This window comes from Paraburkholderia azotifigens, from assembly GCF_007995085.1.
Taxonomy (GTDB): domain Bacteria; phylum Pseudomonadota; class Gammaproteobacteria; order Burkholderiales; family Burkholderiaceae; genus Paraburkholderia; species Paraburkholderia azotifigens.
In genome coordinates this window covers 2,229,771-2,250,806 of record NZ_VOQS01000005.1, presented here as the reverse complement: position 1 = coordinate 2,250,806, position 21,036 = coordinate 2,229,771, and the positions used below count along the sequence as shown (strand labels likewise).

At 62.7% G+C, this 21,036-nt stretch carries 17 protein-coding genes; 6 read left to right on the top strand and 11 right to left on the bottom strand.

Annotation, left to right across the window (positions count from 1 at the left end; genetic code table 11):
- Position 1 precedes the first annotated feature (1 nt).
- Genes FRZ40_RS42175 through FRZ40_RS42155 form a run of 5 tightly spaced genes read right to left on the bottom strand, consistent with a single transcriptional unit; the run spans position 2 to position 5,742 of the window.
- Positions 2-679: an SRPBCC family protein gene (locus FRZ40_RS42175; RefSeq protein WP_147238234.1), complete on the bottom strand. Its 678-nt coding sequence runs from the start codon at positions 677-679 to the stop codon at positions 2-4.
- Positions 680-704: 25 nt separating this feature from the next.
- Complete coding sequence (locus FRZ40_RS42170) at positions 705-1,223, bottom strand: (2Fe-2S)-binding protein (RefSeq protein WP_028365259.1); 519 nt, start codon at positions 1,221-1,223, stop codon at positions 705-707.
- Positions 1,220-2,056 (bottom strand): FAD binding domain-containing protein, encoded by an 837-nt coding sequence (locus FRZ40_RS42165; protein ID WP_028365258.1) that lies wholly within the window; start codon positions 2,054-2,056, stop codon positions 1,220-1,222. The genes FRZ40_RS42170 and FRZ40_RS42165 overlap by 4 nt, the downstream gene beginning before the upstream one ends.
- Complete coding sequence (locus FRZ40_RS42160; protein ID WP_028365257.1) at positions 2,053-4,461, bottom strand: xanthine dehydrogenase family protein molybdopterin-binding subunit; 2,409 nt, start codon at positions 4,459-4,461, stop codon at positions 2,053-2,055. Before FRZ40_RS42160 ends, FRZ40_RS42165 begins: the two co-directional genes overlap by 4 nt.
- 18 nt (positions 4,462-4,479) lie before the next feature.
- Positions 4,480-5,742, bottom strand: a complete 1,263-nt coding sequence (locus FRZ40_RS42155) for an amidohydrolase/deacetylase family metallohydrolase (protein WP_147238233.1) — start codon at positions 5,740-5,742, stop codon at positions 4,480-4,482.
- 330 nt (positions 5,743-6,072) lie between these two features.
- On the opposite strand from FRZ40_RS42155, the gene FRZ40_RS42150 reads away from it, so the two are divergent.
- From FRZ40_RS42150 to oxlT, 4 genes are all read left to right on the top strand, one after another.
- Positions 6,073-6,639, top strand: coding sequence for a MarR family winged helix-turn-helix transcriptional regulator (locus tag FRZ40_RS42150; RefSeq protein WP_028365255.1), 567 nt, complete (start codon positions 6,073-6,075; stop codon positions 6,637-6,639).
- 65 nt (positions 6,640-6,704) lie between these two features.
- Positions 6,705-7,487, top strand: coding sequence for a GntR family transcriptional regulator (locus FRZ40_RS42145; protein ID WP_147238232.1), 783 nt, complete (start codon positions 6,705-6,707; stop codon positions 7,485-7,487).
- Positions 7,488-7,622: 135 nt separating this feature from the next.
- Entirely contained in the window at positions 7,623-9,254 is a 1,632-nt protein-coding gene (locus FRZ40_RS42140; RefSeq protein ID WP_147238231.1) for a gamma-glutamyltransferase family protein, read from the top strand.
- A 109-nt stretch (positions 9,255-9,363) separates the two neighbouring features.
- Positions 9,364-10,641 (top strand): oxalate/formate MFS antiporter, encoded by a 1,278-nt coding sequence (gene oxlT / locus FRZ40_RS42135; RefSeq protein WP_193567073.1) that lies wholly within the window; start codon positions 9,364-9,366, stop codon positions 10,639-10,641.
- Between the two features lie 251 nt (positions 10,642-10,892).
- On the opposite strand, the gene FRZ40_RS42125 is transcribed toward oxlT, so the two are convergent.
- Positions 10,893-11,591 (bottom strand): IS6 family transposase, encoded by a 699-nt coding sequence (locus tag FRZ40_RS42125; protein WP_147238230.1) that lies wholly within the window; start codon positions 11,589-11,591, stop codon positions 10,893-10,895.
- 113 nt (positions 11,592-11,704) lie between these two features.
- Between FRZ40_RS42125 and FRZ40_RS42120 the strand changes: the two genes are divergently transcribed.
- On the top strand, positions 11,705-12,127 hold the full coding sequence (locus tag FRZ40_RS42120) for a four-helix bundle copper-binding protein (RefSeq protein WP_420873924.1): 423 nt from the start codon (positions 11,705-11,707) through the stop codon (positions 12,125-12,127).
- Positions 12,128-12,775: 648 nt separating this feature from the next.
- Here the strand turns inward: FRZ40_RS42120 and FRZ40_RS42110 are convergent.
- Positions 12,776-12,964, bottom strand: coding sequence for a hypothetical protein (locus FRZ40_RS42110; protein ID WP_028370613.1), 189 nt, complete (start codon positions 12,962-12,964; stop codon positions 12,776-12,778).
- 496 nt (positions 12,965-13,460) lie between these two features.
- On the opposite strand from FRZ40_RS42110, the gene FRZ40_RS42100 reads away from it, so the two are divergent.
- Positions 13,461-13,928 (top strand): CBS domain-containing protein, encoded by a 468-nt coding sequence (locus FRZ40_RS42100; RefSeq protein WP_147238229.1) that lies wholly within the window; start codon positions 13,461-13,463, stop codon positions 13,926-13,928.
- Between the two features lie 663 nt (positions 13,929-14,591).
- On the opposite strand, the gene FRZ40_RS42095 is transcribed toward FRZ40_RS42100, so the two are convergent.
- Genes FRZ40_RS42095 through FRZ40_RS42080 form a run of 4 tightly spaced genes read right to left on the bottom strand, consistent with a single transcriptional unit; the run spans position 14,592 to position 21,008 of the window.
- Positions 14,592-14,942, bottom strand: coding sequence for a copper-binding protein (locus tag FRZ40_RS42095; RefSeq protein WP_147238228.1), 351 nt, complete (start codon positions 14,940-14,942; stop codon positions 14,592-14,594).
- Positions 14,942-18,148: an efflux RND transporter permease subunit gene (locus FRZ40_RS42090; protein WP_147238227.1), complete on the bottom strand. Its 3,207-nt coding sequence runs from the start codon at positions 18,146-18,148 to the stop codon at positions 14,942-14,944. Before FRZ40_RS42090 ends, FRZ40_RS42095 begins: the two co-directional genes overlap by 1 nt.
- Positions 18,145-19,698 carry an efflux RND transporter periplasmic adaptor subunit gene (locus tag FRZ40_RS42085; protein ID WP_147238226.1) on the bottom strand — a complete coding sequence of 518 codons (1,554 nt, stop codon included), beginning with the start codon at positions 19,696-19,698 and terminating at the stop codon, positions 18,145-18,147. The genes FRZ40_RS42090 and FRZ40_RS42085 overlap by 4 nt, the downstream gene beginning before the upstream one ends.
- 11 nt (positions 19,699-19,709) lie before the next feature.
- Positions 19,710-21,008, bottom strand: a complete 1,299-nt coding sequence (locus tag FRZ40_RS42080; RefSeq protein WP_147238225.1) for a TolC family protein — start codon at positions 21,006-21,008, stop codon at positions 19,710-19,712.
- Between the last annotated feature and the right edge of the window lie 28 nt (positions 21,009-21,036).

Sequence of the window (21,036 nt, the reverse complement as noted above, 5' to 3'; positions counted from 1 at the left end):
GTTAGCGGCTTGCGAAGCTGAAGAGTCCGCGCAGGCGCGACCACAGGATTCTCCAGAACAGGTTCCCGACATCAAGCGGCGCGTTGGCCGGCTGCGCGCGCACAGCCGGTCGCGCTTCCACACGCGGCGCGGGCACTTCGGCTTCAGGATCGGGCAACGCCTTTGCAGCGGCTTCCGGCACGACGGGCGCAAGCTCGCTTTGGACAGCGTCGCTGCTGGCCGCCGCGCCCGCTTCCTCCAGCTTCGCCTTGAGATTGTCCGCGAAGGCCTCGGTCAAGCGCGTGGCCAGTTCCTTCACGATGCCGCCTCGCGAGAACTGCGCGAGGCTGCCGCTGATCGCGTAATCCACCTTCACGTCGACGCGCGTTTCGCGCGCCTGCGTCTCTCCGAGCGCGAACGACGCCACGCCCTTGACGCGAGACGCGCTCTTGCGATCCACGCCGGTTCCGGTGATGCTGCCGCAATGCTGTGCGTCATCGAGCTTCATTTCGCCGTCGCCTGCGAACGAAGCGACGATCGGCCCGAGCTTGACGGTCATCGCGAGCTTGAGCATCCCATTGTCGACGGGCGTCGCGAGCGATGCACCCGGCAGGCATGCGACGATGCCGGGCGTATCGTGAAAGTGCGCCCACACGGCGTCGCGAGGATAAGGCACGGTGAAGCTTTGTTCGATTTCCATAGTGCGTCGATCCGTATTCGATGTTTCAGGCAGTCACTGCGAGCGGCGCCGGGGCGGCCGTGAGCGCAAGGCGCGCATCGAGCACTCGTCGAATTGCGCGCACGATGCCCACATATCCGGTGCAGCGGCACAGGTTGCCCGATAGTTCGAGACGCACGCGCGCGTCATCGGCATCGGGCAGGCGGGTGACGATATCCCGTGCGGTCATCAGCATGCCCGGCGTGCAGTAACCGCATTGCAGCGCGTGCTCGGCCGTGAACGCGGCGCGCAGCTCATTCATGGTCTGGTCGTCGTCGAAGCCTTCGATGGTGCGCACCGCACTGCCCGCGCAGCTGATCGCCGGCGTGATGCAGGAGCGTGTCGGCACACCGTCCACGTCGATCGTGCATGCGCCGCACACGCCCTGCTCGCAGCCGATGTTGGTGCCGCACAGCATGCGCTGCTCGCGCAGAAAATCCGCGAGGCTGGTGCGCGGCTCGACGCGGTCCGCGACGGGAGCGTGATTGACGACGAGTTCAATCGTCTTGATGAATGCGTCGTTCATGATGCTTTCCCGTTCTGATTGCGAATGCCCGCCGCCGCGCGCACGAGCGCGACACGATGCACTTCATGTTCGTAGGTATCCCCTTCGATGCCCGCCGCTTCGAGATGTACATCGAAACACGTTGTGTCCGGATCGGCGTCGCGCAGCAACACGCGGGCATCGTCGATTGCGTAAGGCGGCGCATCGATAGCGCCGATTACCGCACGGCACACGCCGCGTGCTGCGTCGTCGATGAACACGGCAATCGCCTCCGCGAATTCGCCCGGCTTTCGGTTGAACTTGTAGTAGCTCCAGCGCGCCGTCGGCGAGAGCCGCGCAAAGCGCACGCCTGTGAGGATCTCGTCCGGTTCTAGCGCAGTCGTGAATGCGCCCGCCATCCACGCGCGATTGCCGATCGTGCGCGCGCCGCCCGGCCCCGCGACGAGAAAGGTTGCATCGAGCGCGCACATCGTATTGATCCAGTCGGCAGCGGGATCGGCATGCGCGAGACTACCGCCGAGCGTGCCGCGATTGCGCACCGCGCGATAGGCGATACCGCCCGCGACATATTCCATGAGCCCACGCGTACCGGTTTCGACCTTGCCGTCCTCGATCTCCGCATGCGTGACGCACGCGCCAAGCGTGACGGTTTCGCCTTCGACGCAGCATGCGCGCAACGCCGCGATGGCGCGCAGATCAACAAGCATTTCCGGCTGCGCAAGCCGCAGGTTCATCATCGGTCCAAGCGACTGGCTGCCTGCGACGAACTTGCCCATGCCTTCCGTGGGACTGATGAGCGCGATCGCCTCATCGCAGGCTAGCGGCTTTGCATAATCGTAGATAGCGGCTTTCATGCGGGCATTCCTTTGCGTGTATCGGCTTGCTGCGCACGCGGCGTCGCGAGGGCTTCGACGATCAGACGCGGCGTGATGGGCAACTGGTCGATACGCACGCCAAGTTCGCGCAATGCATCGTTGACGGCATTGGCGAGCGCGGCGGGCGGACCGATCGCCCCGCTTTCGCCGATGCCCTTCTGCCCGAACTCCGTATAAGGCGCCGGCGTCTCCATGTGTTCGATGCGAATCGCGGGCACCTCTGTCGCGCCCGGCAGAATATAGTCGGCGAGCGTTGAGGCGAGCGGCTGGCCGTCCTCGCTATAGGGCATCGCTTCATAGAGCGCCGTGCCGATACCTTGCGCCGCGCCGCCGTAAACCTGTCCTTCGACGACCATCGGATTGATGAGCACGCCGCCGTCTTCCACGATCGCGTAATCGAGGATTTCGGTCTGGCCGAGCGCCGGATCGACCGCAACGACCACGGCATGACATGCATAGCTGAAGGTGCCCGAATCGCGTTTTGCCTGATAGGACGTCGAGACTTCGAGGCCGCGCGGGTCGACGTCGGGCGGCAGCAATTGCGGCGCGAGATACCACGTGCGCGCGATCTCCCGCAAGGTGCGCCGCCCCGCCTTACCGACCACCGCGCCGCTTTCCCAGCGCACTTCGCTGATGGGTTCCTGTAGCAGATGCGCGCCGATTTTCATCAACCGCTCCTTGAGTTCCTTCGAAGCGCGGCCGACTGCCCCGCCCGCCATCACGATCGAGCGCGAGCCCCACGTTCCGGTGGAGTACGGCGTGACGCCCGTGTCGCCGAGCACGATGCGCACGCGGTCCGTGTCGATGCCGAGCACTTCGTGGGCAATCTGCGCGAGCGTGGTCTCCATGCTCTGCCCATGCGAATGGACGCCCGCGCGCACTTCGAGCACGCCGTCTGGCGTGAGGCGGATCACAGCGGGCTCGTAGCCCGGAACCATCGGAATGCCCCAGCCGTGATACACCGACGTCCCGTGCGCGCCCTGCTCGCAGAAGACCGACATGCCGAAGCCGATGCGCCTGCCGTCCGGCTCGCCGCGCCGCTGACGTGCGCGCACTGCGGGCAGGTCGATTGCGGCCATCGCACGGCGCACTGCCTCGGGATAGTCGCCGCTGTCGAAATGCTTCTTCGTGATGTTGTCGTAGGGCATCTCGTGCGGCTGCACGAGATTGCGCAGACGCACCTCGTAAGGTTCGAGACCCGCTTCGAGCGCAATTCCATCCATGATCGTTTCGATCGCATAGCACACTCCCGTTCGCGCCACGCCGCGATAGGGAAGAATCGGCGGCTTGTTGGTTGCGACCGACCACGTGCGACAGCGGAAACGATCCATCTTGTACGGTCCCGGCAGAATGCTGCCGACCTGCGCCGCTTCCAGGCACGCTGAAAACGGATACGACGAGTACGCGCCCGAATCCACGTGCGCATTGCATTCGACCGCGAGCAAGCGGCCGTCGCGGTCCGCATAGCCGGTGATGTCGTAATCGTGTTCGCGGCAATTCGCATTCGCGGTGAGCTGCTCGCGGCGGTCCTCGATCCAGCGCACCGGCTTTTCCAGTTGCATCGCGAGCCAGCCGCAGCAGACTTCCTCGGGCAGCAGAATGCCCTTGTAACCGAAGCCGCCGCCGACATCGGGGGCGATCACGCGTACCTGTCCTTCGTCGAGGCCGAGACATTCCGCGAGTCCCGTGCGCGTGATGTGCGGCATTTGCGCGGACGTATGCACGATCAGTTGCGACAGGCGGCGGTCCCAGTGCGCGACGACGCCGCGCCCTTCCATCGGCGCCATGCTCTGGCGCGCGGTGCGCAACTTGCGATGCACGCGGATCGGCGCATCGCGGCGAATGGCGTCGAGATCGACGTCGGGATTCGCATCGACGAAGGTTTCGAGAAACACGTTGTCGCCCCAGTGCTCGTGCACCAGCGCTGAATCTTCGCGACGCGCGTCGAGCATGTCGACCACGGCGGGCAGTTCCTCGAAATCGACGAAGACCTGCGCGGCGATATCCTCGGCCGCGGCGCGCGTCGCCGCCACGCACATCGCGATGGTTTCGCCGACCTGGCGCACCTTGCCGCTCGCGAGCACGGGTTGCTGCGAGCTTTTGAAGCCCGCCAGACCCGAGTTCGCGACGATGGGCTTCACGCCCTCCAGATCGGCGAGCGTATAGACGGCGTGCGCGTGCGCTTGCGGCTTTTCGATCCCGACGATATGGCCATGCGCAATCGGGCTGCGCACGAATGCCACGTCAACCATGCCGACCATGCGAATGTTGGGAACGTATTCACCGCGCCCGTGCATGAAGCGTTCGTCTTCCTTGCGGGTCAGCGAGGCGCCGATGCCTTGCGGACGATGGATGTCGCTGCGTGTGTGGGGACGTTTGATCATCGTGTGCGCCTCGCGTTCTCAGGCGGCGCGCGCGAGCGGCAGCGTCGGCGAGACAGCGTCGTGACGCACGCCGTCGCGCAGGCAGAAAAGCGGCGACAGCATGCGGTCGGCGATGACCTGCGTGCCCTCGTTGTCCTCCAGAATCCAGCGGCCACGACGGTCGTCTAGCACGCTGATGTCCGCGCCCCGCCCCACTTGCAGCGAGCCGATCTGATCTTCCATGCCAACCATCTTCGCTGCGTTGCAGGTCGCCATCGCGACGACGTGCTGCAGCGGCAGACCGAGCGCGAGCATGCTGGTCATCGCGCTGACGAGACTGAACTGCGTGCGGCCGAGGAACGAGTGTTCCTCGTCGGGATGGCTGTCGGGCGTGCCGGCGGGCGCGGGTACGTGCGTGTTGTAGCCGTGCATGTCGGCGCCGAGCGTATCGGGCACGACGCCCGCATCGAGCACGATGCGCGCCGTCTTGAAGCTGAAATGCGAACCATGACCGACGTCGATCTTCAGGCCGCGCGCGACCGCTTCATGCACGAGCGGATGCAGTTGCCCGTTCTCCTCGACGAAGCCGCCCGGATGACGGCTGAACGGATGCGCGAGGATATCGCCGGGCTTGAGCGTCTCGACCACCTGATTGAAGATGGAATCGGCTTGCACCGGGAGCCCGCCGCTTTCAGGCTTCGGCCACAGCTGGCCGAAGTGGATATACAGCGGCAGTTCAGCGCCACGGCCGATCTTCGCGGCGATCTTCATCACGTCGAGACCCCAGCGCGCGAAGCCGCCGATTTCAGCGTGGGCCTTGATGCCCTTGACCAGATCGGCATTGGCGCGGATCGACTTGATGGTTGCATCGGCGTCGAGACATTCGGGGCGATACAGGTCCGGGTAGTAGTGACCTTCGAGCCCGCCAACGAGGTAAGCGGAAATGAAGGCCAGCACGCGCGTGGCCGAGCGTTCCGCCACGTAATGCCGGAAGCCCGGAATCGTGATGCAGCTTGGTCCGCCCTGATCGATGATCGTCGTCACGCCCGATTGCACGCCGCACTGATCCGCGTTGAGGCCGAAGCGGCCCGTGACGTACTGATAGATGTGGCTGTGCGTATCGATAAGGCCCGGCAGCACGAGCTTTCCGCTGCAGTCGATCACCTCCGCCTGGCGCGCGTGAACCGCAATATCGGAGCCGATCCCGGCGATGATGCCGTTGTCCACCAGAACGTCGAGCGTGGCGTCGATCTTCTGGGCCGGGTCGACGACGCGGCCCCCTTTGAGCAGAACTTGTGACATGTACGGTGCGATAGGCGAATTGGAAGATGTGTGGTGTACCGCAAATTGTGTGCCGGTTTTTCAGCGCTGTATGAATGGTCGAATTTTCTATTTTCAATCATGGAGTTAGCGGGAGGCATCGATTGCAGATGCGTGCCGTACCACGGAATTCTCCATTCACGCCTCGCACCAACTCGGACACAGCCGGAGCATGCCCGCACCATGTGCACGCGCGATGCATTGTTATGGTGATTCGTTGGTGTACCTCATATTTGCGACCGGCGATGAATTGGGCCTAGAATGCGCATTGAAGCGTCTTTCGCTCGCCCCTCTTTCTTCTGAGTCGCTTACATGCGAACCACTGTCACCGATCACATCGACATCAAAAGCATTCGTGCAGAGCTTGCGGAACGGCAAGCGCGCTCGCCGCTGTTTTCGCGGCCGGGCTTTCTGATCCGCCGTATGCATCAGATCCACACGTTCCTGTTCGTGCAGGAAACGAGCGAATTCAACATCACGCCGGTGCAATACAGTCTGCTCACCGCGCTGGAATCGCTCGGCGAGATGGATCAGAACTCGCTTGCCATCGAAGTCGGACTTGAGCGCTCCAGCGTCGCGGAAGTCATTCCGCGACTCAACGCACGCGGGCTCGTGACCCGCACCCAAGCCGCCCATGACAAGCGGCTGCGGCTCGTCAGGCTCACGCCCGCGGGCAAGCGTCTGGTCAGAAAGATGGCCGACGCCGTGCAGCGCGCGCACGATCGCACCATCGAGCATCTGTCGCCCGTCGAGCGGGATGTCTTCATGCTCCAGATGATCCGGCTGGTGGAAGCCAACCACTCGGACGACCTCGTGCCCTTCCGGCTGCCCGACAGCCAGTTGCTCGCACAGGACGAAAGCGAAGCCGACGCGCCCTGATTTTCCCGCTTGCCGGCGGTCTGCGCTTTTTTGCGACGCGCCTTCCTTTGATAAGCTCTTCGGTCATGCCAGACATCAAGCTGAACATGACGCCCGACGAGCGCCCCGCTATCGCGCGACACGCCACGCTCACACGGGCGGATCGCGTCTACTACGCCCTGCGCGAAGAAATCTTCGACATGCACCTTCTGCCGGGCGACCGGCTCACGGAAGGCGCCATCGCCGAACGCTTTGCGGTCTCGCGCACGCCCGCGCGAGAAGCACTGCAGCGCCTGCAAAGCGATGGCCTGATGCAAGGTTATGTGCGCGGCGGCTGGGAAGTCGTGCCGATCGACAACAAGCGCTTCGACGATCTCTACGAGATGCGTCAGATGATCGAAACCTTCGCCGTGCGGAAGCTTTGCAGCAGCGGAACACCGCCGCCTGGACTGCATCTCCTGCTCGATGCGCTCGACCGAGTCTGGAACGTCGGGCGCGCGCGGCGCATCGCCGATGGCCGCAAGCTCGTCGAGCTGGACGAAGCATTTCACCATGCGCTGGTCGCGGCCGCGGGCAACGACGAACTGACTTCGACGATGCAGCGCGTCACCGATCGCATTCGTGTTGTGCGTCGACTCGATCTCGTACGCGGCGACGGCATCGCCGAAACGTATGACGAGCACGCCGCCATTCTCGACGCCATTCGCCGCGGCGACGGCGCCCTGAGCGTCGAACGCGTGTCGCGTCACATTGGCGGCAGCCAGGCCAGCGTGCGCGGCCTCACCATGCAGCGCCTGCTCGCCGCGCGCACCGCAGCAGGGCGTGAAGCCACCGCGCGCGCACCGGCGAGGCCTCGGCGCACCATCTGACGACATCCCCTGCCTCCGCTCCGGGTTCGCTGAAACAGCGCTGAAAGCCTTACCCGGCAAGCTTGATCAGGGTTTTTACCAAGCCTTGGCACGGATCTCGCGTTGACTCCTTTCGTTGTATACAAGGAAACGTCAATGCCTCTGGAACACGCGCACGTCGCGGCCAACACACTCAATCCCACGCGCGGATCGCGCGGCATGGCGGTCGCGCCGCACTCGCTCGCATCACAAAGCGCCCTTGCCGTCCTGCGTGAAGGCGGCAACGCAGTCGAGGCGATGATCGCCGCCGCAGCGACCATCGCGGTGGTCTATCCGCACATGAACAGCATCGGCGGAGACGGCTTCTGGCTGATCTCGCGCCCCGGTCACGCGCCCATCGGCATCGAGGCGTGCGGCGCGGCGGCGATGCGCGCCGACATCGAAACGTATCGCGCGCTTGGCCTGAGCGCGATTCCCGCACGCGGTCCGCTCGCGGCCAATACGGTCGCGGGCACCGTGTCCGGCTGGGACTTCGCGCAGCGCTTCTCGAAAGACACGCTCGGCGGCCGCTTGCCCGTCGCGCGACTACTCGAAGACGCCATCCATTACGCGAAGAGCGGCATTCCCGTCACGCGCAGCCAGGCCGAGTGCATCTCAAGCAAGCGCGGTGAACTGGAAAGCGTGGCGGGCTTCGCGCAAACCTTCTTGCCCGATTCACGCGCACCGCGCAGCGGCGAGCGCTTTGTCAACGCACGTCTCGCCGCCACGCTCCAACAACTCGCCGATGCCGGTCTCGACGACTTCTATCGCGGCGATCTCGCGCGCAGCATCGCGAGCGATCTCGCGTCGCTGGAAACGCTCGTCACGCTCGACGATCTCGAACGGCACAGCGCCCGCGAACGCGCGCCGCTCACCCTCAAGCACACGCTCGGCACGGTCTACAACATGCCGCCGCCGACGCAAGGACTCGTCTCGCTGCTGATTCTCGGCGTGCTGGATCGCGTGCTCACCGACGACATGGACCCGCTCGGCCCCGAGTTCGTACATGCGTGCGTCGAGGCGACCAAGCTCGCTTTCAAGGTGCGCGACCAACACGTGACCGATCCGGACCATATGCGAATCGATCCGGTTACGCAGCTCGAGCACGCGGCACTCGACGCGATGGCGAGCGAGCTGTCGATGTCGCACGCCGCGCCGTGGGGCAAAGGCCGTGGCCCTGGCGACACGGTCTGGATGGGTGTCATCGATAACGAAGGTATCGCGGTCAGCTTCATCCAGAGCATCTATCACGAGTTCGGCAGCGGCATCGTGCTGCCGCAGTCGGGCATCAACTGGCAGAACCGCGGCTGCAGCTTCTCGCTCGATGCATCGTCGCTCAATCCGCTGATGCCGGGCCGCCGCCCGTTCCACACGCTCAATCCGGCGCTCGCCCATTTCGCCGATGGCCGCACGATGGTCTACGGCAACATGGGCGGCGATGGCCAGCCGCAGTCGCAAAGCGCGGTGTTCTCGCGCATCGCGCGCTTCGGCTGGAATCCGCAGGCCGCGATCGATGCGCCGCGCTGGCTGCTTGGCCGCACCTGGGGCCAGTCCACCGATTCGCTCAAGCTGGAAGCACGCTTCCCGGCCCAGACCATCGACGCGTTGCGCGCGCTCGGCCACGACGTGGAAGTGCTCGCCGCCTACGACGAAGCGATGGGCCATGCAGGCGCAATCGTTCGCCATCCTGATGGCTTGTTCGAAGCGGGAAGCGATCCGCGCAGCGACGGCGCCGCCGCGGGCTGGTAACGCTTCAGGCTGCATCGACTATGGAATGTTGTCTCACGTCCGGTCCGGCGTTTCGTCGGACTGCAGGGCATTTCTCATTCTTGATTCGCAACGTAACCGGGGAACGCATATGAACACACGCATCCAGACGATGCACGACAATGCCGCGGCAAGCGCGCCCGCCGCCGCGACACATAATCGCTGGCTTCAGCTCGGCCTCGGCCTGCTCTGCATGATGGCCATCTCCAGCCCGCAATACGTGTGGACGCTGCTGACCAAACCGCTGTCGGCAAAGCTCGGCGTGCCGCTGCCGGAATTGCAGGTGACCTTCTCGCTGCTCATCATCTTGCAGACGTTCTTTTCGCCGTTCCAGGGCAAGCTGATCGACCGCTTCGGTCCGCGTATCCTGATCTCGCTCGGCACGGTGATGTCCGGTCTGAGCTGGGTGCTCGCGTCGATGGCCACGAGCACAACGATGCTCTATCTCACGTACGGTCTCGTCGGCGGCTTGGGCACGGGTATCGTGTATGTCGGTGTGGTCGGGCTGATGGTGCGCTGGTTCCCGGACCGCCGCGGCTTCGCGGCCGGCGCGGTGGCAGCGGGCTACGGCATGGGTGCGATCGTGACCACGTTTCCGATCTCGGCATCGCTGGCGGCGCACGGCATCGACGCCACGCTATGGATTTACGGCATTGCGTTCGCGATCGTGGGCTTCGTCGCGTCGCAGGGCCTGCGCGTACCGCGCGATGTGGCGCCGGCGAAAGTATCGGCTGACGCGACCTCAAGTGTGCCGAACCTTCGTCCTTCGCAGATGATCAAATCGCCACTCTTCTGGCTGATGTTCGCGATGATGACGATGATGTCCACCTCGGGCCTCATGGTCACCTCGCAGATGGCAACCTTCGCGGCAGACTTCGGCATCACGAAGGTCATCGTGTTCGGCATGGCCGCGTTGCCGCTCGCGCTGACCATCGATCGCTTCACGAATGGCCTTACGCGTCCGCTGTTCGGCTGGGTGTCCGATCACTTCGGCCGCGAAAACACGATGTTCGTCGCATTCGCGCTGGAAGGCGTTGCGATGGCGCTGTGGCTCCTGACGCGCGACAACGCTGTGCTGTTCGTGCTGCTTTCGGGTGTGGTGTTCTTTGGCTGGGGCGAGATCTTCTCGCTGTTCCCGTCCACGCTCACCGATACGTTTGGCACCCGCCACGCCACCGAGAATTACGGCTGGCTTTACATCTCGCAGGGCATCGGCTCGATCTTCGGCGGGCCACTCGCGGCGCTCCTGCATCAGCATGCGGGAAGTTGGGTGCCCGTGTTCAGCGTAGCGATCATGCTGGACATCGGCACCGCGGCGCTCGCGCTGTTCGTGCTAAAGCCGATGCGCGCGCGCCATCTCAAAAAGTGACGGCATAAACGTCAAACCATGCCCACGATCCATTAAAGAACGAATGAGCTCCCGTACACGGCCATTGCCTTTGTTATGTAGGGATCGTACCCGTCGACCTGCAAGCTCGCGCCAAGCGTCGTCCCTCGCCCGTTGGAATACATCGAGAGTGGCATCGAGCGTCATACGAGCCTTTTCGCGGCGTCCGCGCGCGAGGGTTCTGTCGCGATAACGATTCCAAGGCGAGGAAATTCTGATATGCAGAGGACTACTTATACCGCCAACGAATAGAATTGCCCGGCAGGAGTTTGTCGGGCACCGTTGTCTTTCATCTGCCCCTTGGCAATCATGTGCGCCACCTCGATGCCACCGAGCAGGATGCGGGCGCACCTGAAATTCTTGAACCCGAGCATGGGTCGGGTGCGCCGCTTGATCGCGCGGTGATCCTGCTCGATGATGTTGTTCAAGTACTTCGTCTGGCGGATCTTAATGGGCGTTTCGCGCTCGACGTTGATGGATTCCAGCGCAGCCAGATTGGCGCCACTTTTGTCGATCGTCACCGTCTCGGGTTCGCCATTCTGAGCAATCGATTTTTCGAAATACTGTCGCGCCGCAGCCTTGTCCCGATGGGCACGCAACAGAAAATCGATGGTGTTGCCGGCCTTGTCGACGGCGCGATACAGGTATTTCCATTGGCCTTTGACCTTAATGTAGGTCTGGTCGACGCGCCAGCTCTGACCGACGGCGCATTTGTGGCGGCGAAACGCTTTCTCCAGCGCGGGCGACAGCTTGAGGGCCCAGCGATGCACAGTCGAATGATCGACCGAAACGTCACGCTCAGCCCTCATTTCTTCGAGGTGCCGCAGGCTCAGCGGATAGGCCACGTACCAGCGCACGCAAGTCAGTATCACCTCGAGCGGATCATGCAGGCGTTTGAGCACTCGGGCCACGGCCGGATTTAGCGTCTTCATCAAGGGCTCAGTCGTTCATGTCGTTCCGTACATCATAGCGGACCGCCTTACTGCGACAGAACCACTGATCAGGAGCTTCGCTTTACGGCGCCGACACTAGCGACTACGCTGCTATGAGAGCCGCGCTGGTCGGCCCTGAACTCATTCGCAAACATTGGAAGAGACCACGCGGCGGACGCCGAACAACTCTATTCAAGTCTGGAGCTTCGTCGATGAACCCCGAAATCTATCAACCGTCTATTGAAGCCTGCGATGCTTGTGCCGCTGCCTGCGATCGCTGCGCATCCGCTTGCCTCGATGAACCGGGCCCGGTGAACATGGCCAAATGTATTCGCCTCAACGCCGATTGCGCTTCACTATGCCGCCTCACATCTGCGGCCCTGGCGCGACAAAGCCATTTCGCCCCCGAGTTTTGCGAACTCTGCGCACGGATCTGTGACGAGTGCGCCGATGAATGTGCGCGGCACGCACCCGAACACTGCGGCGCATGCAGCGATGCGTGCCGGAGATGCGCGGAAGCCTGCCGGGAAATCTAGTGTCCTGCTCAGCGTCAGCGCGCCCGCCGACGGCGAGGGCGTTGGGCATCGGGTCGAAAAGTTCGTATTCGCACACGGAGTCGGCCGAAAGATCAGAGAGCCGGTTCACGCCGGGACGACTCTGATGGGCGGCCCAATCCGCGCGCACGCCGCTGCATTCCGTGGCAAAGGCGAAGATGATCACTCTGCCGCCTCCCGCCAGTTCGATGCGCGTGGCAGGATCCATGCGTTCGAGTTAGAGCGGCGCATCGCCCCACACGTAGCTGAACGGGACACACTCCGGTAACGGGCCGGTTTTCGCTTCCGCGAGGCGCACGTAGCCGCTCGCCGAACGCATGTAGGATTCGAAGAGATGGGGCCGGTTCGGATGCGGCAGTATCTGATCGATACCGCGCCCTAACATCACGTCCCCGCACAGAAACCGCCTGACGCAGCTCATCCTTCTGACAACCAATGTTCCCGGTGCGGAAGCCGCACGGAACGCTCTCAGGAGTTCAATGCGCGCAACGACCGCGTCGTGCGAATCTCGATGCACGGTACAGCCCATCCTCAGATGATTCTGGACGCAGCCGACCGTGGCACCAGCTCGCATGGCGCCAATTGAATTGCTAGCCCTCGTTCACTGAGCGCCCGGGAGCGGACTCCCTATCAGCGTCTCGTGATGTTGACGGTCACAATTTCGTATCCGGGGTCGGCGTTTTCGTTCGCGACTTTGTTCGCTTCCTCATACGAGAAAAAGGACGTAGCTTCCTTAATCTCTGGTGCCATGCCGATATCGCCGTCCTCTGCGGTGCAGAGGAACTTCTCGCCAGTCTTCACGACGTAGACAGTAGTCATGTCTCCCTCCATTGCTTGCAGGGGAACTTCCAGTCTAGCAGGCCGGATGGATTGCACACGGTTCGCTCAGTCGTTCCTGTAACGTATTCGCGATAGGCGTTCCGTCCTCCGATTTTTTCGCAACCCGTCCCTTAAATTGATGCGCCGCCATCCCTCAGCATCCACGTCGTCAGGGCGGAGAGATAGGGTTTTCAGGTGCGGCGGGAGTACCCATGACCCGTTTCTGGTCGCAGGCCTCTCGCGCCTCGCCTGGAAACGGTGACGCGGACCGACGGTCGCTTCTGCGAGGAGGCGGTCATATCTGTCACCGCGCCGCCGGAATTGACCTGTCCGGGTGTCCTCGCAGCACTATTCAGATGAAGATAGCCCGCCCCAAAGTTCAGCGAACCCCGAACGTACGACATGCCCACGCTATATGCGACGCCGCAGATCTCGAATCCGTAATATTCTGAGCTCTCGTACTTTATCGAGTCATTGATCTGGAACGGAGGCGACCATGAAAAAGGAGAGAAAGACGGCTCGACAAATTCTTTCCGGGAACCCTCGGGATGTGATTTCGGTCGGTCCCGGCGACGCAGTATTGACAGCCCTGCGTTTGATGGCGGACAAAGATGTCACCACCGTGCTGGTGTTGCATGACGGGAGCCTTGTCGGCATCCTGTCCCAGCGCGACTACGCCCGCAAGGTCGAATTGGCCGGCCGCAACGCTGCCGAGACGAAGGTAGACGAAATCATGACGACCCAGGTGATCTACGTCCCGCCCGAGCATACCTGTGAACAGTGCCTGGTATTGATGCACACGAAACGGATCCGGCATCTGCCCGTCATCGATTCTGGACAGGTTATCGGCGTGCTATCGAATAGTGATGTCCTTGAGGAACTGATTCAGGAAGACGAACAGTTCATCAGTATTCTCGAGCGTGACATGCTCTATCTGACCATCGATACCGGCGGCGCCTATTAGCGTTCTCGCACGACGAGGCGTGGGCGTGGCCCTCCTCCAATCAACATAAGAACGGTGGCCGTGGCGTGCGAAGCCGGCGCGCACGGCGACGGACGTCGGCACCCCTGCACCCAGCGCTTCCACCTCCGTAGAGTGCAGCTTGTAGAACAAACTGACATTCCCTATAGCTGGACTGCCGGTTACGGTGTGAACCGACAGTTTGACGATGGCTCATTGTCAAGCGAGGTCCGTCCAATCGGACAGACATCGCATTCATGGTCGACATCGCACGACTAATCGACACGCGCGCAGATGTCCGGGCCACCTATTCGCGGTCCGTCATGTTGCGCAGAACGGCCGTGCATCCCGCATAGCGCATGCGGATGAGTGACGCCTTTTGGCCGACCACGGCCCGACGTAGACCGGCGGCCGTGGTCGGCCACAGATCGGCCGCGTCGGACAAGAGTCGACCCGTTGCGATCTTTCACGGTTTGCCCATGAGTGTCCGTAAATGCGCACGAAGCGGACTTTTCTCGTTGATCATCTCAATCTCAGGCGTGCTCCAAAGAGACTGGGGCGTTGCGCTTGTTCCCGGACCACCAGCAAGAGGGCGTACTTCAGAGATGAAAAGCGGGCTTGAGGTGAACAATCCGCAAGCCCCACATCTTCGCGCTTATCCCAGCATCAGGACTGCTTTTCCATCTTCATGATAGTCAGCATGCCGTTGACGTTTTCGACGCGCACCTTGACCTTGTCGCCTTCGTGAACCCGCCGGGCCATCGCTGCATCCTTCGCCTTGAACGCCATGGTCATCGGCGGCATGCCGACGTTCTCCAGTGCGCCATGTTTCAGCGTGACCATACCCGAGGCCGTATCGACGTTCTTGACCTCAGCATCGGTCAGGGCAGAGCTGGCTGATGTCTTCGTCGCCGCAGGTTTTCCAGACATGCTCATGCCGGCCATGTCGTCACCTGCAAATGCGGGGGCTGTCACAACGGCGGCAATAGCTGAGAACGCAACAATCATCTTCTTCATCAAATTTCTCCAGTTTCGGTGGATGGCACTTTCGTGCCCGAAAGTACTGCATGGGAAAGCCGCGTGTCCTGGCTTCGTGCAACACGACGGCGCTGCAACAGGAACCAGGCTGCGGGAATGACAAACATCGAGAGGATGGGCGCAGTCACCATTCCGCCGACCATGGGCGCGGCAATGCGCTGCATCACTTCGGAGCCGGCTCCGTGGCCCACCATGATGGGAATCAGGCCGGCCAGTACGACGGCAACCGTCATCGCTTTCGGCCGTACGCGCAGCACAGCGCCTTCGCGAATCGCGTCAAGCAGCGTGGCCTCGTCAAGAGGCTCACCGAGTTCGAGTCGCCGGTTGAGCGCGCTCTTCAGATAGAGCAGCATGACAACGCCGAACTCCGCCGCGACACCGGCGAGCGCAATGAATCCCACGGATGTCGCGACCGATACCGCATGACCCAGCATCCAGATGAACCAGAATCCGCCGACCAGTGCAAACGGCACCGTCGACATCAGGAGGAGCGCGTCGGCAGCCGAGTTGAACGTCAGGAACAGCAGCACGAAGATGACCACGAGCGTCACGGGAACGACGGTTCGCAACTTTGCTTCCGCGCGCTCGAGGTACTCGAACTGGCCCGACCAGGTAACCGAGTACCCGGGCGGAAGCGCGACCTTTTCCGCCACGGCCTGCTGCATCGCTTTCACCGCCGACTGCAGGTCCACGTTCCGGATATCGACGTAGACATAGCCTGAAAGCCGTGCGTTTTCACTGCGAATCGACGGAGGCCCGTCGGCAATCCCGATGTCGGCCACATCGCCGAGCTGGATTTGCGCGCCCCGGTCGGTGACCACCGGTAACTGGCGCAGTTTCTCGAGCGAGTCGCGTACCTCACGCGGATAGCGGATGTTGATTGGAAAGCGCTCCCGTCCCGCAATCACTTCGCCGACGTTTTCGCCCCCGACGGCCGACGACACGACGGACTGGACACCGCTGACGGAAAGCCCGTAACGCGCGGCGGCCTGTCGGTTGATGTCGACGTCGATATACCTGCCGCCATTCAGCCGCTCGGCAAGGGCTGACGTGACGCCTGGCACGTTCCTGACTGTGGCCTCGACCTGCGCGGCCACCCTGTCGATCTGATTGAGGTCCGGCCCGGAAATCTTCACGCCAACGGGCGACTTGATACCCGTCGACAGCATGTCCAGACGGTTACGAATCGGCGGAACCCAGAGGTTTGACAGCCCTGGTACCTTCACGGTCCGGTCGAGTTCGTCCATGAGCTTCTCCGGCGTCATGCCGGGGCGCCACTGGCTGCGAGGCTTGAACTGAATCGTGGTTTCGAACATCTCGAGGCCCGGTGCCGGGTCCGTCGCAGTCTCGGCGCGGCCCGACTTGCCGAACACCGTGGCCACTTCGGGCACCGTCTTGATGAGCCGGTCGGTCTGCTGCAACAGTTCGGCCGCTTTCCCGGTCGAAATGCTGGGGAGTGCCGTCGGCATGTAAAGCAGGTCACCCTCGTCGAGCGGCGGCAGGAACTCTCCCCCCAGTCGCGTCACCGGAATCGCCGTGAGCACGAGTGCGACGACCGCGAGTCCGATGGTGAACCACGGGCGCCGCAGCGTGGCTTCGAGCAATGGCCGGTACAGGCGCACCAGAACGCGATTGATGGGATTGGACGTTTCATGCGGGATGCGCCCGCGAATCAGGTATCCCATCAGCACCGGCACCAGGGTCACCGACAGACCGGCAGCTGCGGCAATCGTGTATGTCTTCGTGAAGGCCAAAGGTGAAAAGAGTCTGCCTTCCTGTCCCTCGAGCGAGAACACTGGAATGAATGACAGCGTGATGATGAGCAGCGAGAAGAACAGCGCGGGTCCGACCTCGGCGGCAGATGTCGCAATCAGCGCCCAGCGTTGAGCGGCCGTTATCTGCGTGTTTGGATGCTGGTGCTCGAACGCCTCCAGATGCTTGTGGGCGTTTTCAATCATCACGATGGCTGCGTCAATCATCGCGCCGATGGCTATCGCAATCCCGCCCAGCGACATGATGTTCGCATTGACGCCTTGATAGCGCATCACGATGAACGCTGCCAGCACACCGAGCGGCAGCGACAGGACGGCCACGAACGCGCTACGCAGATGGAACAGGAACACGGCGCAGACAATCCCGACGACGATGAACTCCTCGACGAGCTTGTCCTTCAGGTTGTCCACCGCGTTTTCGATGAGCTGTGAGCGGTCGTAGGTCGTCACGACTTCGACGCCGGCCGGCAACGAACGCTTCAGGTCAGCGAGTTTGGCCTTCACCGCCTCGATGGTCGTCAGCGCATTCTTGCCGGAACGCATCACGACAACACCGCCAGCCACTTCACCTACACCGTTGAATTCGGCAATGCCCCGACGCGGTTCGGGCCCGATCTGGATGCGCGCAACATCGCCGAGCAGCACCGGCGTTCCCGCATCATTGGTCCGAAGAACGACATTGCGGAAATCATCCAGCGAGTGCAGATAGCCTGACGAGCGAACCACATATTCCGACTCGGCGAGTTCGAGGACCGAGCCGCCGGACTCCTGGTTGGCCTTGCCGAGCGCGTCGGCGACCATCGTCTGTGTGATGCCATATGCACGAAGCTTGTCCGGGTCCAGCACCACCTGGTACTGGCGCACCATCCCGCCAATGCTCGCCACTTCGGAGACGTCAGGAACGGCCTTGAGTTCGAATTTCAGGAACCAGTCGTTGAGCGCGCGCAACTGCCCGAGGTCGTGCTTCCCCGTTTTGTCGACGAGCGCGTATTCGTAGACCCAGCCGACACCTGTCGCGTCCGGGCCAAGTGAAACCGTCGCCCCTTGGGGTAGACGGCTCTGTACCTGGTTCAGGTATTCGAGCACGCGCGAACGGGCCCAGTACGGGTCAGTCTTGTCATCGAAAAGCACGTAGACAAACGCATCGCCGAACGATGAGTACGCACGGATGGTCTTCGCCCCGGGGACGCCCAGGAGCGTGGTCGTGAGCGGATAGGTCACCTGATCCTCGATGACCTGTGGCGCTTTGCCCGGATACGACGCCTTGATGATGACCTGGGTATCGGACAGGTCCGGCAGTGCGTCAAGTGGCGTGTGCGTCACCGAGTACACACCCCACGCGGTGACAAGTACCGTCGCAAGCAGCACGAGGAACCGGTTGTGAATGGACCAGCGAATGAGGCGCGCAATCATTTCTGGCCTCCTGCCGGCTCAACCTTCGTCACCTGGTAACCGTCATCGGATTGCTTGAAGACGAAGTGGACGGTCTGGCCAGGCTTTACATCCGGAAAGGCATCGGACGCAGGCTTGCTGAACGTCATCGTCATCGCGGGCCAGCCCAGAGCCGGCACGGGCTGATGCGAGAAAGTGATGTCCTTGCCCGTCACGTGTTCGACCTTGCCCGTTGTCTCGTAGCTCGCAGTCGCAGCGGCAGCGGCAGCGGGCGCGGACGCTGCTGCCTCAGTAGCTGCCCCTGCGCCCGTACTGCCTTCGAGCCGTGGCAGGACCGATTTCAGACTGGCTTCTGAATCGATGAGGAACTGGCCGGACGCGACGACCGTCTCGCCATCGTTCAGGCCGCTGAGCGCCTCGGTTTCATTGCCCACTTCGTTGCCGACCGTAACCGCCACGGGTTGCAGGCGGCCATCCGCGTTCTTCACGATGACCACCGAGCGCTTGCCTGTCGTGATGACCGCCTCCGAGGGCACCAGCAGCCGCGAAACCGACTTCTCGCCGCCAACGCGCACGCGCATCAACATGCCTGGCGTCAGCTTCAGCGCAGCGTTGTCGATTTCGAGCCGTGCCTGAAGCGTTCGGCTGGTCGTGCTGATGCCCGGCAGGATTTCGCGAATCTTCCCGCTGAAGTGCTGCGTCGGGTCGCCGGAGAACGTGGCATCCACCGTCATGCCGGGCTGCACGCTTAGCGCGAGCGCTTCCGGAATCTCGACGATGAGCCAGAGCTTCGAGAGACCCGCAACCTTCGCAAGCGTCTGACCGGGCGTAACCTGCGCGCCGTCCCGCACATTCAGTTCGCTCACGACGCCCGTTTCGGGCGACGAGAGAACGACGTGTGTCTGAACCTTCCCGGTTCGGTCCAGGCTGGCGATGAGCCCGTCAGGAATCGAGAGCGCACGCATCCGTGCACGCGACGCCTCCAGCAGACCCATGTCCATCCCGCCACGCTTGAGCGACAGATACTCTTCCTGCGCCGCGAGCCAGTCGGGCACAAACAGCGACGCTATCGGTGCCCCCTTGCTAATCCGCTGCATCGGGGCGCTGGCGTACAGATGGTCGATATAGCCCATCACGCGAGACTGCACGACGTCAGCCTGCGATTCGTCGAACTGCGTGGTGCCGACCGCGTCGAACCCATCCGAGGTGTCCTGCCGACGCACGGTCGCATAGCGGATGCCGAGGTTCTGCTGCAGACCCGGGTCAATCCTGATGCCCGTTGCACTTCCGCCTTCGTCCGCGTAGACGGGCTCCAGCTGCATATCCATGAAGGGAGACTTGCCGGGCTTGTCGAAATGCTGTGCAGGCACCATCGGGTCGTGCCAGTAGAGCACTTTCTTGCCAGTCTTCGGGTCGACCTTGTCGCCCGTTGAAATGGCAGCAGCGCCATTGACGGATGCACCCATTTCCTTCGTCGCAGCGTGACGTGTGCCCGCGAAGTAGCCTGCGCCAAGCAGGGCCGCGCCGGCGAATACCAGTAGAACCGCGCGAACCAGTGGTTTATTCATCATCGTTTTCTCCTTCACTGGCCAGCGGCCATCGTCGATGGCACGACCTGGTATTCGAGTTGGGCCCAGGTCTGGGACACCTCGCGTTTGAGGTCGAGCACCTGAAGTTGCGCATCAAGCTGCGCGCGACGCGCTGCGAACGTATCGGCAAGCGAACCTGTCCCTGAGCGATAGGCAGCGTTCGCAAGCTGCACGCGCTGATCTGCGGCGGGCATGAGCGACTGGCTCAAATTCGCGATGCGCTCCCGGCCACTAGCGAGCGTGGCGGACTGCGCCTGAATGTCGGCTTCAACCCGTCGCTGTGTGTCCTCGTACAGCAGACGCGCCCTGGTGGCGAGTTCCGCCTTCTCTGCGGCATCCCGGTTCTGACGGTTCTTGCGGTTGATGGGCAGCGGGATGCTCACGCCAACCGACACCATGTTCGAGTACGCACCACCGCGTTGCTGGTACGCCACTTCCCACGTCCAGTTGGGACTACGTTCGCTGTTCGCGACCGCCGTGTCGGCATCGGCGACAGCGATGTCGTCAGCCGCTGCCACCAGCGTAGGCTGGACTTGCTTTAGCTCCTCAGGCGGCAACGACGACACGAAAGACTCCGGCGCAGGCGGCTCGCCCGTGACGTCGGAAACGGGCGTCGCGGTCCAGCGCGAAAGCGAAATGAGAGCAGTCCTGTAGGTCTGCCCGGCCTTGAGAACCTGGTCCTGCGTCTGCGCGAGCATCGCCTGACCCTGCACGACATCTGCGGCCGTCGCCTTCGCGCCCCGGTATGAGGCTTTCGTCGCGGCGAGCTCATGGTTCATGTGGTCCAGCAGCTCCTGCTGCAGCGACACGGCCTTCTTCGCGTAGACAGCGTTCAGCCATGCCCCTGCTGTTTGCTGCCGGACGTTGGCGAGTTGTAGAAGATAGCCATCGTGCTCACGCCCGACCATCTGGTTGGCCAGTGTCGAGCGCAGTTGTCGCTTCTCGCCCGAGACCCATTCCTGTTCGATGCCGATGCGCCGCATCGTCATGAAGTCCTGGCCAATCGTGTATTTCTGTGGCCCGGTGACGGGCAGGTTGTCGATACCTGCCTTGAGCGTCGGGTCCGGCAGTTGTCCTGCTTTAACAGCGGCTTCCGAACTGGCGCGCTCCGATGCCTGGGCGGCCTGCATCGCGGCCGACCGATCGGTCGCAGACTGCAACGCCGCCTCAAGCGTGAGAGGCGCATTCTGTGGATGCGCGGCGGCGCTCGCGAATATCAGCGCAGCGACAAGTGAATGCGCGCGCAGTGGTGCACGCCAGCACAGTGGCGTGCAGATAATGTTGGTTTGCATGTCTTAACCCCAACGGCGGAAGCCCAAA

What these genes read in the sequence shown, in the direction of transcription:
- FRZ40_RS42095 (WP_147238228.1), bottom strand. Translation starts at nt 14,942, where the DNA reads ATGAAGAAGATGATTGTTGCGTTCTCAGCTATTGCCGCCGTTGTGACA.
- FRZ40_RS42140 (WP_147238231.1), top strand. Translation starts at nt 7,623, where the DNA reads ATGCCTCTGGAACACGCGCACGTCGCGGCCAACACACTCAATCCCACG.
- FRZ40_RS42120 (WP_420873924.1), top strand. Translation starts at nt 11,705, where the DNA reads ATGAGAGCCGCGCTGGTCGGCCCTGAACTCATTCGCAAACATTGGAAG.
- oxlT (WP_193567073.1), top strand. Translation starts at nt 9,364, where the DNA reads ATGAACACACGCATCCAGACGATGCACGACAATGCCGCGGCAAGCGCG.
- FRZ40_RS42155 (WP_147238233.1), bottom strand. Translation starts at nt 5,742, where the DNA reads ATGTCACAAGTTCTGCTCAAAGGGGGCCGCGTCGTCGACCCGGCCCAG.
- FRZ40_RS42160 (WP_028365257.1), bottom strand. Translation starts at nt 4,461, where the DNA reads ATGATCAAACGTCCCCACACACGCAGCGACATCCATCGTCCGCAAGGC.
- FRZ40_RS42085 (WP_147238226.1), bottom strand. Translation starts at nt 19,698, where the DNA reads ATGATGAATAAACCACTGGTTCGCGCGGTTCTACTGGTATTCGCCGGC.
- FRZ40_RS42100 (WP_147238229.1), top strand. Translation starts at nt 13,461, where the DNA reads ATGAAAAAGGAGAGAAAGACGGCTCGACAAATTCTTTCCGGGAACCCT.
- FRZ40_RS42165 (WP_028365258.1), bottom strand. Translation starts at nt 2,056, where the DNA reads ATGAAAGCCGCTATCTACGATTATGCAAAGCCGCTAGCCTGCGATGAG.
- FRZ40_RS42090 (WP_147238227.1), bottom strand. Translation starts at nt 18,148, where the DNA reads ATGATTGCGCGCCTCATTCGCTGGTCCATTCACAACCGGTTCCTCGTG.
- FRZ40_RS42110 (WP_028370613.1), bottom strand. Translation starts at nt 12,964, where the DNA reads ATGACTACTGTCTACGTCGTGAAGACTGGCGAGAAGTTCCTCTGCACC.
- FRZ40_RS42080 (WP_147238225.1), bottom strand. Translation starts at nt 21,008, where the DNA reads ATGCAAACCAACATTATCTGCACGCCACTGTGCTGGCGTGCACCACTG.
- FRZ40_RS42170 (WP_028365259.1), bottom strand. Translation starts at nt 1,223, where the DNA reads ATGAACGACGCATTCATCAAGACGATTGAACTCGTCGTCAATCACGCT.
- FRZ40_RS42125 (WP_147238230.1), bottom strand. Translation starts at nt 11,591, where the DNA reads ATGAAGACGCTAAATCCGGCCGTGGCCCGAGTGCTCAAACGCCTGCAT.
- FRZ40_RS42145 (WP_147238232.1), top strand. Translation starts at nt 6,705, where the DNA reads ATGCCAGACATCAAGCTGAACATGACGCCCGACGAGCGCCCCGCTATC.
- FRZ40_RS42150 (WP_028365255.1), top strand. Translation starts at nt 6,073, where the DNA reads ATGCGAACCACTGTCACCGATCACATCGACATCAAAAGCATTCGTGCA.
- FRZ40_RS42175 (WP_147238234.1), bottom strand. Translation starts at nt 679, where the DNA reads ATGGAAATCGAACAAAGCTTCACCGTGCCTTATCCTCGCGACGCCGTG.